Origin of the sequence: Microbacterium sp. Clip185 (assembly GCF_028743715.1) — a bacterium.
In the GTDB taxonomy this organism is placed as follows: Bacteria; Actinomycetota; Actinomycetes; order Actinomycetales; family Microbacteriaceae; genus Microbacterium.
In genome coordinates this window covers 829,484-843,542 of sequence record NZ_CP117996.1, presented here as the reverse complement: position 1 = coordinate 843,542, position 14,059 = coordinate 829,484, and the positions used below count along the sequence as shown (strand labels likewise).

12 protein-coding genes are annotated in these 14,059 nt (G+C 67.6%); 7 read left to right on the top strand and 5 right to left on the bottom strand.

Annotated features, from left to right (window positions below):
* Positions 1 to 9: 9 nt before the first annotated feature.
* From PQV94_RS03995 to PQV94_RS03975, 5 genes are all read right to left on the bottom strand, one after another.
* Positions 10 to 1,314, bottom strand: coding sequence for an ABC transporter permease (locus tag PQV94_RS03995; protein ID WP_274287506.1), 1,305 nt, complete (start codon positions 1,312 to 1,314; stop codon positions 10 to 12).
* On the bottom strand, positions 1,311 to 2,624 hold the full coding sequence (locus PQV94_RS03990) for an ABC transporter permease (RefSeq protein WP_274287505.1): 1,314 nt from the start codon (positions 2,622 to 2,624) through the stop codon (positions 1,311 to 1,313). The genes PQV94_RS03995 and PQV94_RS03990 overlap by 4 nt, the downstream gene beginning before the upstream one ends.
* Positions 2,621 to 4,135: an ABC transporter ATP-binding protein gene (locus PQV94_RS03985; RefSeq protein WP_274287504.1), complete on the bottom strand. Its 1,515-nt coding sequence runs from the start codon at positions 4,133 to 4,135 to the stop codon at positions 2,621 to 2,623. The genes PQV94_RS03990 and PQV94_RS03985 overlap by 4 nt, the downstream gene beginning before the upstream one ends.
* A 103-nt stretch (positions 4,136 to 4,238) precedes the next feature.
* Entirely contained in the window at positions 4,239 to 5,363 is a 1,125-nt protein-coding gene (locus tag PQV94_RS03980; RefSeq protein WP_443192702.1) for a BMP family lipoprotein, read from the bottom strand.
* 173 nt (positions 5,364 to 5,536) lie between these two features.
* Entirely contained in the window at positions 5,537 to 6,652 is a 1,116-nt protein-coding gene (locus PQV94_RS03975; protein WP_274287503.1) for a mannose-1-phosphate guanylyltransferase, read from the bottom strand.
* Between the two features lie 229 nt (positions 6,653 to 6,881).
* On the opposite strand from PQV94_RS03975, the gene sdhC reads away from it, so the two are divergent.
* The 7 genes from sdhC to trpS are packed head-to-tail and all read left to right on the top strand — an operon-like array spanning position 6,882 to position 13,622.
* Positions 6,882 to 7,316 carry a succinate dehydrogenase, cytochrome b556 subunit gene (sdhC, locus tag PQV94_RS03970; RefSeq protein WP_274287502.1) on the top strand — a complete coding sequence of 145 codons (435 nt, stop codon included), beginning with the start codon at positions 6,882 to 6,884 and terminating at the stop codon, positions 7,314 to 7,316.
* The gene (locus PQV94_RS03965) at positions 7,316 to 7,759 is read left to right on the top strand and encodes a succinate dehydrogenase hydrophobic membrane anchor subunit (RefSeq protein WP_274287501.1); all 444 of its coding nucleotides are present in this window, start codon (positions 7,316 to 7,318) and stop codon (positions 7,757 to 7,759) included. Before sdhC ends, PQV94_RS03965 begins: the two co-directional genes overlap by 1 nt.
* A 46-nt stretch (positions 7,760 to 7,805) precedes the next feature.
* Positions 7,806 to 9,635: a succinate dehydrogenase flavoprotein subunit gene (gene sdhA, locus PQV94_RS03960; protein WP_274287500.1), complete on the top strand. Its 1,830-nt coding sequence runs from the start codon at positions 7,806 to 7,808 to the stop codon at positions 9,633 to 9,635.
* Positions 9,636 to 9,637: 2 nt separating this feature from the next.
* Positions 9,638 to 10,417 carry a succinate dehydrogenase iron-sulfur subunit gene (locus tag PQV94_RS03955; RefSeq protein WP_274287499.1) on the top strand — a complete coding sequence of 260 codons (780 nt, stop codon included), beginning with the start codon at positions 9,638 to 9,640 and terminating at the stop codon, positions 10,415 to 10,417.
* A 41-nt stretch (positions 10,418 to 10,458) separates the two neighbouring features.
* On the top strand, positions 10,459 to 11,691 hold the full coding sequence (locus PQV94_RS03950; RefSeq protein WP_274287498.1) for a YihY/virulence factor BrkB family protein: 1,233 nt from the start codon (positions 10,459 to 10,461) through the stop codon (positions 11,689 to 11,691).
* Between the two features lie 36 nt (positions 11,692 to 11,727).
* Entirely contained in the window at positions 11,728 to 12,576 is an 849-nt protein-coding gene (locus PQV94_RS03945) for an exodeoxyribonuclease III (RefSeq protein WP_274287497.1), read from the top strand.
* A gap of 41 nt (positions 12,577 to 12,617) precedes the next feature.
* Positions 12,618 to 13,622 (top strand): tryptophan--tRNA ligase, encoded by a 1,005-nt coding sequence (gene trpS, locus PQV94_RS03940; RefSeq protein WP_267955102.1) that lies wholly within the window; start codon positions 12,618 to 12,620, stop codon positions 13,620 to 13,622.
* Positions 13,623 to 14,059: the final 437 nt, after the last annotated feature.

The following is a 14,059-nucleotide window of genomic DNA, read 5'->3' as shown; positions in this document are numbered from 1 at the left end:
ATGCGGGCCTCAGCCCTTGATATACGGCTTGCCGGCGGCGGCGGGGCCCCGGATCTGCCCAGCGAACCCGGCAACGGCGAGGATCGTCACGACGTAGGGCAGCATGAGCATGAACTCGCTGGGAATCGGGGTCTTCAGCACCGTCAACAGGTTCTGCAGGTTCGTCGCGAACCCGAACAGCAGCGCCGCGAGAGTCGCGCGGATCGGATCCCACCGGCCGAAGATGACGGCCGCGAGGGCGATGAAGCCGAGGCCGGCGGTCATGTCCTTGCCGAACTGCGGCACCGAGACCAGCGTGAAGTACGCACCGCCGATGCCGGCGATGGCGCCCGCCAGCGAGACGTTCCAGAACCGCGAGGCGTTGACCTTGATGCCCACGGTGTCGGCGGCCTGCGGGTGCTCTCCGACAGCGCGCAGGCGCAGTCCCCAACGCGTGCGGTAGAGACCCCACGCGACGAGCGCGACCGTGATGAACATCAGGTACACGATGAACGTCTGGTTGAACAGCACCGGTCCGACGATGGGAATCTCGCTGAGACCGGGGATCTGGATACGCGTGAAGCGCTCCGGACGGTTCAGTGCATCCTCGTTCGGCGCCAACAGGGCACCGTAGAGGAAGCCGGTCAGACCCGACACGAGCACATTGAGCACCACACCGACGATGACCTGGTCCACGAGGTACTTGATCGCGAAGGCGGCCAGCACGAAGGACACCAGAACGCCGCCGACCATCGCGCCGATGAGCCCGATGAACGGGTTTCCGGTGATGCTCGACAGAAGCGCGGCGGAGAACGCCCCGAGCAACAGCTGCCCCTCGATGGCGACATTGACGACGCCTACACGCTCGCCGATCACGCCACCGAGCGCGCCGAAGACGAGTGGGACCGACAGCGACACCGCGCCGAAGAGCAGGCTGGGAACGGGAACGAGTCCCTCGGCACCGGCCCATACGAGGAAGGCGAAGACACCCAGGACGCTGAAAGCGATGGTGAGCCACAGCGGCTGGCGACGGTACGACCAGGCCAACCAGAAGGCGACGAGCGTCAGAACCACCAGCACGGCCCACACCAGCCACGAGGTGACGGCCGTGGGAACGCCCACATCCGGCAGCGCCAAGGCCTGCGACGGGTCGCCGAGGCGGAACGAAGACGTTCCGTCGCGCGGAGAGAGGCCGAACAGCGCGGCCAGCAGGGCCACGACCGCGACCAGCACGATCGGGGCCTTGAAGTGCCGTTGCCTCACGACGGCCAGCTGGATGGTGCCGTCGCTCTGCTCGAGCTGCGCCGTGGCGTTGTCTTGGATCGGAGCGCTCACGCGGCCACCGCCTTCTTCGCGGCCTTGGCTCGCGCCTTGGCCGCCTTCTCGGCATCGGACTTGGGCAGGAAGAACACCGCGCGCAGCAGCGGAGGCGCCGCGATGAAGAGCACGATGAGCGACTGCACGACCAGAACGATGTCGACCGGGATGCCCTGTGCCTGCATCGAGAAGGACCCGGCCTTCAGCGCACCGAACAGGATGCCGGCGGCGAACGTCCCCCACGCGCGGCTGCGTCCGAGCAGGGCCACGGTAATGGCGTCGAAGCCGATGCCGGCGTCGATCGTGGCGCCGAATCCGGTTGTCACGGTGCCCTGGATCTGGTTCATCGCCGCGAGGCCCGCGAGGCCGCCCGCGAAGAGCATGGCGTAGATGTAGAGGCGATCGACGCTCATGCCCGCCGCACGCGCCGCGTGCGGGTTCTCCCCCACCGCGCGCAGACGCAGGCCGAGGCTGGAGCGCTCGATCAGCCACCACACGAAGACGGTCGCCGCGATCACGACGACGAAGCCCCAGTTGAGCTGCGGGAACTGCGGCCCCAGCAGGTCGGGGAACTGCGCTGACTCCGGCGTGGGCTTCGTGATGGGCTGGTTGGTGCCCTCCATCTGGAGCAGACCGGGCGTGCGCAGCATCCACAGCAGCAGGTAGTACGCCACGTAGTTGAGCATGATCGTGAGGATCACCTCGTGCGCCCCTGTGCGCGCCTTCAGCAGGCCGACCAGGCCGCCCCACAGCGCACCGCCGACGATGCCGGCGATCAAGGTGATCGGCAGGTGCAGCCACAGCGGCAGGTCGAGGTTGAAGGCGAACAACCCGGCGAACATGGCCGCGATGAGCATCTGACCACGCGCACCGATGTTGAACAGTCCCGCGCGGAAGGCGAGGGCAACGCCGAGGCCCGCGGCGATGAGCGGCGTAGCGAAGCCGAGGGCGTTCGTCAGCGGCCGGATCTGCGCCGCGAAGTCGGCGCCGCGGGCATTGAAGATCGCGCCGCGGAACAGCGCCTCATAGCCGTTGTAAACGGCTTGCCAGATGGCGACGAAGGTATCGCCGGGGCGCGCGAAGAAGTACCCGGATGCGGCCTGCACGTTCTCGTTGGTGACGGCGATCAGAATGCCGCCGACGATCATCGCGAGCACGATCGCGAGCAGCGTCGCCACGGCGCTGCCGCGCATCAGTTCGCGCAGGAAGATGCCGGAACGGGTGGGGGCGAACTCCTCGCCGGTCAGGGGACCGGTCGCGCGCGGGAGCTCGGCGTCGCCGTCGCTCTTGCGTGCGCCTGGGTCGCTCGTGGGCGTCGAACCGCTCATGCGGCCACCTCCGGGTCGGTTGCGCCGGCCATCATGAGGCCGAGAGTGTCACGGGACGTGTCGCCGGGCACGATTCCGACGATGCTGCCGCGATACATGACGGCGATGCGGTCGGCGAGGGCGCTGACCTCGTCGAGCTCGGTGGAGACGACGACGATCGGGATACCCGCATCCCGTGTCTCGATGATGCGCTTGTGGATGAACTCGATCGAGCCGACGTCGACGCCGCGAGTGGGCTGCGCGACGACCAGCAGACGCAGGTCCCGGCTCATCTCGCGCGCGATGACCACCTTCTGCTGATTTCCTCCCGACAGAGTGCCTGCGGGCGTCTCCGGACCGCGGGTGCGGATGTCGTATTCCTGGATGCGGTCGCGCGCGAAAGCATCCAGCGCGCGGCGGCGCAGCGTGCCGCCGCGGGCGAAGGCCGGATCGGAGGAACGGTCGAGCACGAGGTTCTCGGCGACCGAGAAACCGCCGACCAGGCCGTCTTCCTTGCGGTCCTCCGGCACGAACCCGACGCCTTCGTCGAGGATCGCCCGCACGCTCTTTCCGACCAACTCGGTGCCGTCGAGGCTGATCGAGCCTTCGACCCGCGCCGCGAGTCCGACGATGGCCTCGACGAGCTCGGTCTGACCGTTGCCCTGGACTCCTGCGACCGCGAGGATCTCTCCGGGACGCACATCGAAGTCGACGCCGTCGACAACGATCGCACCGGTGGAAGTGAGGACACGCAGTCCGCTGATCTTCAGCCCGCCCTCGCCGAGCGTCGGCGGCTCCTTCTGGACGGTGAGCTCGACGGCACGACCGACCATGAGGGAGGCCAGTTCGGCGTTGGTGGCGGTCGGCGACGCCTCGCCCACGACCTTGCCGAGCCGGATCACGGTGATGCGGTCCGCGACCTCGCGGACTTCGCGCAGCTTGTGGGTGATGAAGACGATGGAGGTGCCCTCGTCGCGCAGCTGACGCATGATCGCCATCAGCTCGTCGGTCTCCTGCGGCGTCAGAACGGCGGTGGGCTCGTCGAAGACGAGCACCTTGGCGTCGCGCGAGAGAGCTTTGATGATCTCGACGCGCTGCTGCACGCCCACGGGCAGATCCCCCACGAGGGCGTCGGGGTCGATCTCGAACCCGAAGCGCTGCGCGACCTCGCGGACGTGCGTGCGGGCGGCGTTCAAGTCGAGGCGTCCGAGCGCCTTCGTGCTCTCGTGGCCGAGCATGACGTTCTCGGCGACGGTGAAGACGGGGATGAGCATGAAGTGCTGGTGGACCATGCCGATGCCCGCGGCCATGGCGTCGCCGGGGCCGCGGAAGTTCTGGACGACGTCGTCCAGCAGGATCTCGCCTTCATCGGCGCGATACAGGCCGTACAGCACGTTCATGAGGGTCGACTTGCCTGCGCCGTTCTCCCCCAACAACGCATGGATCTCGCCGGGGCGGACCACCAGATCGATGTGGTCGTTGGCGACGAGGCTGCCGAATCTCTTGGTGATCCCGCGGAGCTCGAGCTTCATAGATGCACCCTACCTGGGTCGAAAATGCCTGTCGAAAGGCATCGGAACGGGACTCGGGGCGAGCGGCTGGAAAGCCGCTCGCCCCGAGGTGGTGCGGTTCAGATCACGAACCGGCGGGAGAGTTCTTCGAGGTCACCGTGATGGTTCCCGCGATGATGTCGTCCTGGAGCTTGGTCAGCTCGTCGGTCAGGCCCTCCGGCAGCTGCGACTCGAAGTCGTGGAAGCTCGAGAGCTTGACGCCCTCGTTCTTCAGCGTGCCGACGTACGGTGCCGGGTCGAACTCGCCCTTGGACGCAGCGACGGTCGCGTCGTAGACGGCGACATCGATCGCCTTCATGATCGAGACCAGCGTGATGTCGGCGACGCTGTCGTCGGCGACGGCGAGGTCGCTGTCGACACCGAGCATGAGCGTGTTCTTGCCGCTGTCGGCGATCGCCGCTGCGGCGCTCTTGTAGATCGGACCACCCACGGGCAGGATCACGTCGACGCCCTGGTCGAGCACACCCTGAGCCGTCTGCTTCGCGGTGTCGTTGGCGTCGAAGCCACCGGTGAACGAGCCCTCCTGCGTGTCCACGTTCCAGCCGAAGAGCTGGACGTTCGCGCCCTTGTCCTCGTTGTACTTGTCGACGCCCAGCGCGTAGCCGTCCATGAACACGGCGACCGACGGGATCTGCATGCCGCCGAAGGTGCCGACCTTGTTCACGCCGTCCTTGGCGGACCAGGCTGCTGCAGCGTAGCCACCGAGGTAGGCGGCCTCAGCCGTGTTGAAGACCAGCGGCTTGATGTTCGGCGCGTCGGTCTTGTTGTCGAAGTCCGTGTCGGCGAAGTCGTCGACGATGGCGAAGTCGAGATCGGGGTTCGCCTTGGCCGCCTCGACGGTGGCCGCGCTCAGCTTGAAGCCCACCGAGATCACGAGGGTGCAGCCCTCGGAGATGGCGGTCTGCATGTTCGGCGCGTAGTCGTTGTCGTTGGTCGACTCGAACTCGAGCGGGGTGACACCGAGTTCCTTGGCCGCCTTGTCCATGCCGTTCTTGGCCGACTCATTGAACGACTTGTCGTCCCAGCCGCCCGCGTCGGAGACCAGGCACGGCTTGAAGCCGTCGACGACGTCGGATGCGGAACCGCTCGTCGTTTCGGTCGTGGGGGCGGAGCCACAGCCGGCCAGCAGCGCCGCGGTGGCCGCGATCGCCAGGCCGCTGAGCAGCGCCTTGGTCGTCGTCTTCTTCACGAGTCCTCCATCAAGAGACGTGGGAATGCCCCGGCAGTTCCGGGGACGGATGCGGCAACGTTACCTAATGTGACGCGCCCACAACGGGCCGATCGGCAGGCCGCAACCCAATGGTTACAAACGGCTTGTGACGCGCGTGTTTCGTCGACCCGGGCGGGCGCCCGCATCCGGTTTCAGAGCACGTCGCCGCGGCCGTTGAGCTTCAGCGCGTCGACGACCTGCTTGACGCGCTGCGCGTGCTCGGTCGTGGTCACCAGGAGGGCGTCAGGGGTGTCGACGACGACGATGTCCTGCACGCCGATGAGGCTGATCACGCGCTGCGTCTGGGTCACCACGATGCCGCTGGACGCGTCGGAGAGGATGCGTGCGTGCTCGCCGAGCACGGCCAGGTCGTTCTTCCGACCGTTCGAGACGAGCTTCGTGAGGCTCGCGAAGTCGCCCACGTCGTCCCAGTCGAAGTGACCGGGGATGACGGCGAGCTTGCCCTTGGCGGCCGCGGGCTCCGCGACCGTGTAGTCGATCGCGATCTTCTTCAGGCCCGGCCAGATGCGATCGACCGCGGGCCCGCGGCGATCGCGGTCGTCCCAGGCCTCGGCGAGCTCGATGAGACCGGCATGCAGCTCGGGCTCGTTCGCCTCGATCTCGGCGAGCAGCACATCGGCGCGCGAGATGAACATGCCGGCGTTCCAGGAGTAGGCACGGTCGGTGAAGTACTCGCGGGCCGTAGCCAGATCGGGCTTCTCGACGAAACGTTCGACGAGCGCCGCTTCCGGAGCGCCGTCGATGATCAGCTCGTCGGCCTTCTTGATGTACCCGAAGCCGGTGGAGGGCTCCGACGGCTGGATGCCGATCGTGCAGATGTACCCGGCACGGGCCACGGCGACCGCCTGACGCACCGCGAAGTCGAAGACCCGCGATCCCTGGATCACATGATCGGCTGCGAAGGAGCCGATCACGACGTCGGGCTCGCGCCGCACCAGGATGGCCGCGGCGAGACCGATCGCGGCGGTGGAGTCGCGCGGCTCTGACTCGAGGAAGACGTTCTTGTCCGGGATGCCGGGCAGCTGCTTCTCGACCGCGGCCCGGTGCGCACGCCCGGTCACGACCGCGATCCGGTCGTGGCCCGCGAGCGGCTCCAGACGATCCCAGGTGTCACGCAGCAGCGTCTGACCGGAGCCGGTCAGATCGTGCAGGAACTTCGGAGCGTCGGCCCGGGAAAGCGGCCAGAGCCGGCTGCCGATACCGCCGGCCGGAATGACGGCGTAGAAACCCTCGATCTCATTCCCCATACCCGCCACCCTATCCGCCGCGTATGTCGGGCGAATGTCGTCGCGGGGACGCTTCGCGGTCGGAGTCCATCTGAGCATTTATCTCGACGTCGAGATTGTTAGGTTCGCCTAAAGGGCGCCGTTCCGCTGCGGCGAATACACTGTCGGCAGCGCCCGCGTGACGCAGGGGACCAGCAAAAACCCCGAAGGGCAACGCCTGCCCCACCGTGTTCGATCAGGGAGGACGACCGTGGCTGCAACGGCACGCGTCACACCATCGCTCGCTCAGACGACGTCCAAGACGCCGCGCGGAACGCTGTATCGCGGCAATGAGGGCATGTGGTCCTGGGTGCTGCACCGCATCACAGGTGTGTCGATCTTCTTCTTCCTGCTCGTGCACGTGCTCGACACCGCCCTCATCCGCGTCTCCCCCGAGGCGTACGACGCGGTCATCGGCACCTACAAGAACCCCGTGATGGGCATCGGCGAGGTCGTGCTCGTGGCCGCGATCGCGTACCACGCCTACAACGGCCTGCGCATCATCGTCGTCGACTTCTGGTCCAAGGGCGCGCGCTACCAGCGTCAGCTCTGGTGGATCGTGCTGGGCCTGTGGGCCGTCACGATGCTGGGCTTCGCCCCCCGCCACCTCATGAACGTCTTCGCTGCGACGGGAGGCGGTCACTGATGAGCGCGACGATCGCCGATCCCCGCAGTCCCTTCTCCGCGCCGCGGCGCCGTGGCCCCAACCTCGAGAAGTGGGGCTGGGTGTACATGCGCGCCTCCGGCCTCGTGCTCGTGGTGCTGATCTTCGGACACCTCTTCGTCAACCTCCTGACGGGCGACGGCATCCACCAGATCGACTTCGCCTTCGTCGCCGGCAAGCTTTCCTCGCCGTTCTGGCAGTGGTGGGATGTCGCGATGCTTTGGCTCGCCCTCATCCACGGCGGCAACGGCATGCGCACGATCGTCAACGACTACGTCACGCACGCCACCACGCGACGCGTTCTCGTCTGGGCGATCTGGATCGTGTCGGGCTTCCTGATCCTGCTCGGCACGCTCGTCGTCTTCACTTTCGACCCCTGCCTCGGCGTGACCAGCGACAGCGTGATGTGGGAAGTGTGCCAGTAGGCACGCCGCGTCCCACGGATCAGAACAGACAAGAGGAATCCCACCTGTGAGCACTCACTCCACCGCGGACACCGTCGTCAAGGACGGTGTCTACTACCACCAGTTCGACATCGTGATCGTCGGCGCCGGCGGCGCCGGGATGCGGGCGGCGATCGAAGCCGGCCCCGGCGCGAAGACGGCCGTCATCTCCAAGCTCTACCCGACCCGCTCGCACACGGGTGCGGCACAGGGCGGCATGGCCGCAGCGCTCGCCAACGTCGAAGAGGACTCCTGGGAGTGGCACACCTTCGACACGATCAAGGGCGGCGACTACCTCGTCGACCAGGATGCGGCGGAGATCCTCGCGAAGGAGGCCATCGACGCGGTCATCGACCTCGAGAACATGGGCCTGCCGTTCAACCGCACGCCCGACGGAAAGATCGACCAGCGTCGCTTCGGCGGCCACACCGCCGACCATGGCAAGAGCCCGGTGCGTCGCGCCTGTTACGCCGCCGACCGCACCGGCCACATGATCCTGCAGACGCTGTTCCAGAACTGCGTGAAGCTCGGCATCAACTTCTTCAACGAGTTCTATGTGCTCGACCTGATCACGGTCGACGACGAGGGCGCCACGAAGGTCGCCGGCGTCGTCGCCTACGAGCTCGCGACCGGTGACCTGCACGTGTTCCAGTCGAAGGCCGTCGTGTTCGCCACCGGCGGCTTCGGCAAGATCTTCAAGACCACCTCCAACGCCCACACTCTCACCGGCGACGGCGTCGGCATCGTCTGGCGCAAGGGGCTCCCGCTGGAGGACATGGAGTTCTTCCAGTTCCACCCGACCGGCCTCGCCGGTCTCGGCATCTTGCTGACCGAGGGAGCGCGCGGCGAGGGCGCCATCCTGCGCAACGCCTCGGGCGAGCGTTTCATGGAGCGCTACGCGCCGACCATCAAGGACCTCGCACCGCGCGACATCGTCAGCCGCTGCATGGTGCAGGAGGTCGAGGAGGGTCGCGGCGCCGGCCCCCACAAGGACTACGTGCTTCTGGACTGCACGCACCTGGGGGCGGAGGTTCTCGAGACCAAGCTGCCCGACATCACCGAGTTCGCCCGCACGTATCTCGGCGTCGACCCGGTCGTCGAGCCCGTCCCGGTCATGCCGACGGCGCACTACGCGATGGGCGGAATCCCGACCAACATCGAGGCCGAGGTCCTCAGCGACAACGACACCGTCGTTCCCGGTCTCTACGCCGCGGGCGAGTGCGCGTGCGTCTCGGTGCACGGCTCCAACCGCCTCGGCACCAACTCCCTGCTCGACATCAACGTGTTCGGCAAGCGCGCAGGGCGCAACGCCGTGAAGTACGTCCAGAGCGGCGCCGAGTTCGTTCCGCTGCCCGAAGACCCGGCCCGCGAGGTGCGCGAGATGATCGAGGGTCTGCGCAACAACACCGGCACCGAGCGCATCGCCGTACTGCGCAAGACGCTCCAGGACGAGATGGACCGTAAGGCTCAGGTGTTCCGCACCGACCAGTCCCTCGGTGAGGTCATGCTCGTCATCGCCGAGCTGCGCGAGCGCTACAAGAACGTCCACGTCGACGACAAGGGCAAGCGGTACAACACCGATCTTCTCGAAGCCGTCGAGCTCGGCTTCCTCCTCGACATCGCCGAGGTCGTCGCCGTCGCCGCACGCAACCGCAAGGAGAGCCGCGGCGGCCACATGCGCGACGACTACCCGACGCGCGACGACGAGAACTACATGAAGCACACGATGTCCTACCTGTCGGGCGATGCGCACTCCTCCCACCCGGAGGACCACATCCGCCTCGACTGGAAGCCGGTCGTCTTCACCAAGAACGAGGCCGGGGAACTGCGCTACCCGCCGCTGGAGAGGAAGTACTGAGCATGGCCGCCACCGCCATCGCCGAGACCACCACCGAGGCCCCCGAGGTGCAGGAGACGAACGACTCCGGCGTCCAGGCGTTCCTGGTCACCTTCATCGTGCGCCGGTTCAACCCGGAGCTGGACGAAGAGCCGCGCTGGGTTGACTACGACGTCGAGGTGTACTCCACCGACCGTGTGCTCGACGCGCTGCACAAGATCAAGTGGGAGGTCGACGGATCGCTCGCCTTCCGCCGCTCCTGCGCCCACGGCATCTGCGGCTCCGACGCCATGCGCATCAACGGCCGCAACCGCCTCGCCTGCAAGACGCTGATCAAGGATCTCGACATCTCGAAGCCGATCTACGTCGAGGCGATCAAGGGCCTGCCCCTGGAGAAGGACCTCATCGTCGACATGGAGCCCTTCTTCGCGTCCTACCGCGAAGTGCAGCCGTTCCTCATCGCGAACTCCACGCCGGAGAAGGGCAAGGAGCGCGTGCAGTCCATCGTCGACCGCGAGCGCTTCGACGACACCACCAAGTGCATTCTCTGCGCCGCGTGCACCTCGTCGTGCCCCGTGTTCTGGACCGACGGCCAGTACTTCGGCCCCGCTGCCATCGTCAACGCGCACCGCTTCATCTTCGACTCGCGCGACGACGCCGGCGATGTGCGTCTCGACATCCTCAACGACAAGGAAGGCGTGTGGCGCTGCCGCACCACCTTCAACTGCACCGAGGCGTGCCCGCGCGGCATCCAGGTCACCAAGGCGATCGCCGAGGTCAAGCAGGCGGTTCTGCGCGGCTGACCGGATGCGGAGCCGCTGCCCGATCTCGCTAGGGTGAGGGCGTGAGGCGAGCCCGGGAGAACGACGCCGACGTGCGATTCGTACTGCCCGAAGACGAGAACACCTTGCGCGATCGATGGGATGCCGCGCAGGCGAGCCTGCGCGAGCGCCTCGACGAACCCATCGAGAAGGCGACGGCGCTCACCAGACGGACCCTGGCCTGGTTCCCCATCCGGGTATGGCGGCACTTCCTCCAGCACAACGGCTTCCTCCTGGCCGCGGGAGTGAGCTACCAGTCGCTGTTCGCGATCTTCGCCGGCATCTATCTCGCCGCCGCAGCGGTCGGAATCTGGCTCGGCGGCGACGACGCGGCCGTGGATCAGCTGATCGACATCGTCAACAGCTACATCCCCGCCCTCATCAGCGAGAGCGGGCTGGTCAAGCCGAGCCAGGTCGAGGCCGTCGCCTCCCAGAGCAGCGGCGGCCTGCTGCCGACGACCGGAGCGATCGCGCTCGTGGTCGTCATCTGGACAGCCATCGGGTTCATTACCTTCACCCGCCGCGCCGTGCGCGACACCTTCGGCCTCCCCTTCGACTCGCGCAGCTATGTGATGCTGAAGGCCCGCGACCTCCTGGCAGCAGCACTGTTCGGCATCGCGCTGCTCGCCGGCTGGGTGCTCGTGCAGATCACCACCTGGGCGCTGGATCTGCTGGCAACCGTCCTGCAGTGGCAGCCGGACTCGACCTGGTCGACGATCCTCGCACGCGCGCTCAGCCTCGTGGTCGCGTTCCTCGTCAACGCCGTCGCACTCGCGCTGCTCTTCCGCTTCCTCACCGGCACGTCGCTGCGCTGGCGCCGCATCTGGCCGGGCTCGATCCTCGGCGGCGCAGCTCTCGCGCTGCTGCAGGTGGGGGCGGGGCTCCTGCTGCGATACACGCCGAGCAACCCGCTCATCGCCACCTTCGCCATCTTCATCGGGTTTCTTCTCTGGTTCCGCATCACCGGTGTCGTGATCCTCGTGGCCGCGGCGTGGATCGCCGTCTCCACCGCCGACCGCGATCTGCCGCTGGTCGAGCTGACCGACGCCGAGCGTGAGGCACTCGAAGTGCACGCGCTTTCGGTCGCCGCGCAGGTGCGCCTGCGCGAGGCCCGCGAGCGCGCGCGTCATGCAGCGTGGTGGCAGCGCCCCGCCGCCCGCCGACGAGTGGAACGCGCGACGAAGGAGCGGGATGCGGCCGCCGCGGCCGTCGCAGCCCTGACCGCTCGGCCGCGGTTCCGGCACTTCCTCGACTGAGCGGGTGTGTCGGTGGTGCCGGATACGCTGAAAGGCGTGTCACGAACCCTTCGCATCGCCTCTGTCAACGTCAATGGAATCCGCGCTGCGGTGAGAAACGGCATGGCCGGCTGGCTCGACAGCGCGGACGTCGACATCTTGACGCTCCAAGAGGTGCGCGGCGAACTGACCCATCTCGAGAGCGCGCTTCCGGGCTGGGAGCTCGTCCACGACGAGTCGCTGACGAAGGGGCGCTCCGGGGTGGCTGTGGCCAGCCGCATCCCGATCACCGCATCCCGCATCGAGCTCGGCGACGAGAGCGTCGATTCCCGCGGGCGGTGGATCGAGGCCGACGTCGAGGTCGACGGCGAGCGCCTCACGGTGGTCAGCGCCTATGTGCACTCCGGTGAAGACGGAACTCCCCGTCAGGACGCGAAGTACGGGTTCCTCGACGCAATGAGCGTGCGGCTGCCCGAGCTGGCTCAGAACGACGCGCTCGCGCTCGTCACCGGCGACCTCAACGTCGGGCACCGCCCTTTCGACATCAAGAACTGGCGCGGCAATCAGAAGAAGGCGGGGTTCCTCCCCCGCGAGCGCTCCTACTTCGACCGCTTCTTCGGCGATGCCGGCGCTCTCGTGACGGGCGTCGATGGAGTCGAGGGCGTCGGGCTCGGCTGGGTGGATGTGGGTCGCCGTTTCGCCGGCGAGGTCGACGGCCCCTACACCTGGTGGTCCAACCGCGGACAGGCGTTCGACAACGACACCGGCTGGCGCATCGACTACCACATGGCCACTCCCGCCCTCGCGGCGCGCGTTGCCGACTACCGGGTTGCGCGGGCTGCCTCGTACGCCGAACGGTGGAGCGACCACGCTCCCGTGGTAGCCGACTACCGTCTGGGCGTCTGAGAGGCGACGGCGCACCGCATCCGGGTCCGTAGAATCGACGGGTGAGCAAAGCGCGCCTGTACTCCGGAATGCAGCCCTCGGCCGACTCCCTCCAGATCGGCAACTACATCGGGGCACTGCTGCAGTGGCGCGACCTGCAGGAGTCGTACGACGCGTTCTTCTCCGTCGTCGACCTGCACGCGCTCACGCAGCCCAACGACCCGGCAGAGCTCCGCGCGAAGACCCGGCGCACGGCCGCCCAGTACATCGCGGCCGGCATCGAGCCCTCCAAGTCGGCGCTGTACGTGCAGTCGCACGTTCCCGCGCACGCCGAGCTGGCCTGGGTCCTGTCGACGATCACCGGCTTCGGCGAGGCAGGCCGCATGACGCAGTTCAAGGACAAGTCGCAGCGGTACGGCAGCGACGCGACCAACGTCGGCCTGTTCACCTACCCGGTGCTGATGGCCGCCGACATCCTGCTGTACCAGACCAACGTCGTGCCCGTCGGCGACGACCAGAAGCAGCACGTCGAGCTGACCCGCGACCTCGCAGAGCGCTTCAACGCGCGGTACGGCGAGACCTTCACCGTGCCGACCCCCGTGATCCGACAGGACACGGCCCGCATCTACGACCTGCAGAATCCGACCTCGAAGATGTCGAAGTCGGCGGAGTCCGACGCGGGTGTGCTGTGGCTGCTCGACGACCCGGCGGTCAACGCGAAGAAGATCATGCGCGCGGTGACCGACTCCGAAGGCGTCGTGCGGTACGACCGCGAGACCAAGCCCGGCGTGTCGAACCTGCTCGTGATCTTCGCCGCGCTCACGGGCCGGCAGATCCCCTCGATCGAGGACGAGTTCGCGGGCCGCGGCTACGGCGACTTCAAGAAGGCGCTGGCGGAGGTCGTCGTGTCGGAGTTCGGCCCGGTGCGCGAGCGCGCCCTGGCCATGCTCGACGACCCCGCCGAACTCGACCGCGCCCTGGCCGTCAATGCGCAGAAGGCCTCGGCCGTCGCTGAGCAGACCCTTGGCGACGTCTACGACCGCATCGGCCTCCTCCGCCGCAGCTGACCCCTGCCGCCCCGCCCGGGCGGCCGTGTGGTCCGCTGGCCCGAACTCCTGCTGAACCGCCCCGCAGGCCCGGCTGAACCGGCGAAAGCGACGGATTGCAGGAGTTCGGGCCGACGGCGGCGAGCCGCGGGTGACCGGGGTGGGCACGCGCTCGTCGCCGCATGCCCAGCGCCGTGATGGCCGCATCCGGCCCGAACTCCTGCAGAACCGCGCCGCGGGCCCGGCTGAACCACCGAAAGTGACGGATTGCAGGAGTTCGGACCGATGGCGGCAAGCCCCGGGTAACCGGAGCGGGCACGCGCTCGTCGTCGCACGCACAGCGCCGCCGACGGCCGCATCCGGCCCGAACTCCTGCAGAACCGCGCCGCGGGCCCGGCTGAACCACCGAAAGTGACGGATTGCAGGAGTTCGGACACCTCACGGCGTCGAGCGGTGGA

Coding starts and splice junctions, on each gene's coding strand:
- PQV94_RS03975 (WP_274287503.1), bottom strand. CDS start 6,652: ATGGGGAATGAGATCGAGGGTTTCTACGCCGTCATTCCGGCCGGCGGT.
- PQV94_RS03990 (WP_274287505.1), bottom strand. CDS start 2,624: ATGAGCGGTTCGACGCCCACGAGCGACCCAGGCGCACGCAAGAGCGAC.
- PQV94_RS03955 (WP_274287499.1), top strand. CDS start 9,638: ATGGCCGCCACCGCCATCGCCGAGACCACCACCGAGGCCCCCGAGGTG.
- PQV94_RS03985 (WP_274287504.1), bottom strand. CDS start 4,135: ATGAAGCTCGAGCTCCGCGGGATCACCAAGAGATTCGGCAGCCTCGTC.
- PQV94_RS03965 (WP_274287501.1), top strand. CDS start 7,316: ATGAGCGCGACGATCGCCGATCCCCGCAGTCCCTTCTCCGCGCCGCGG.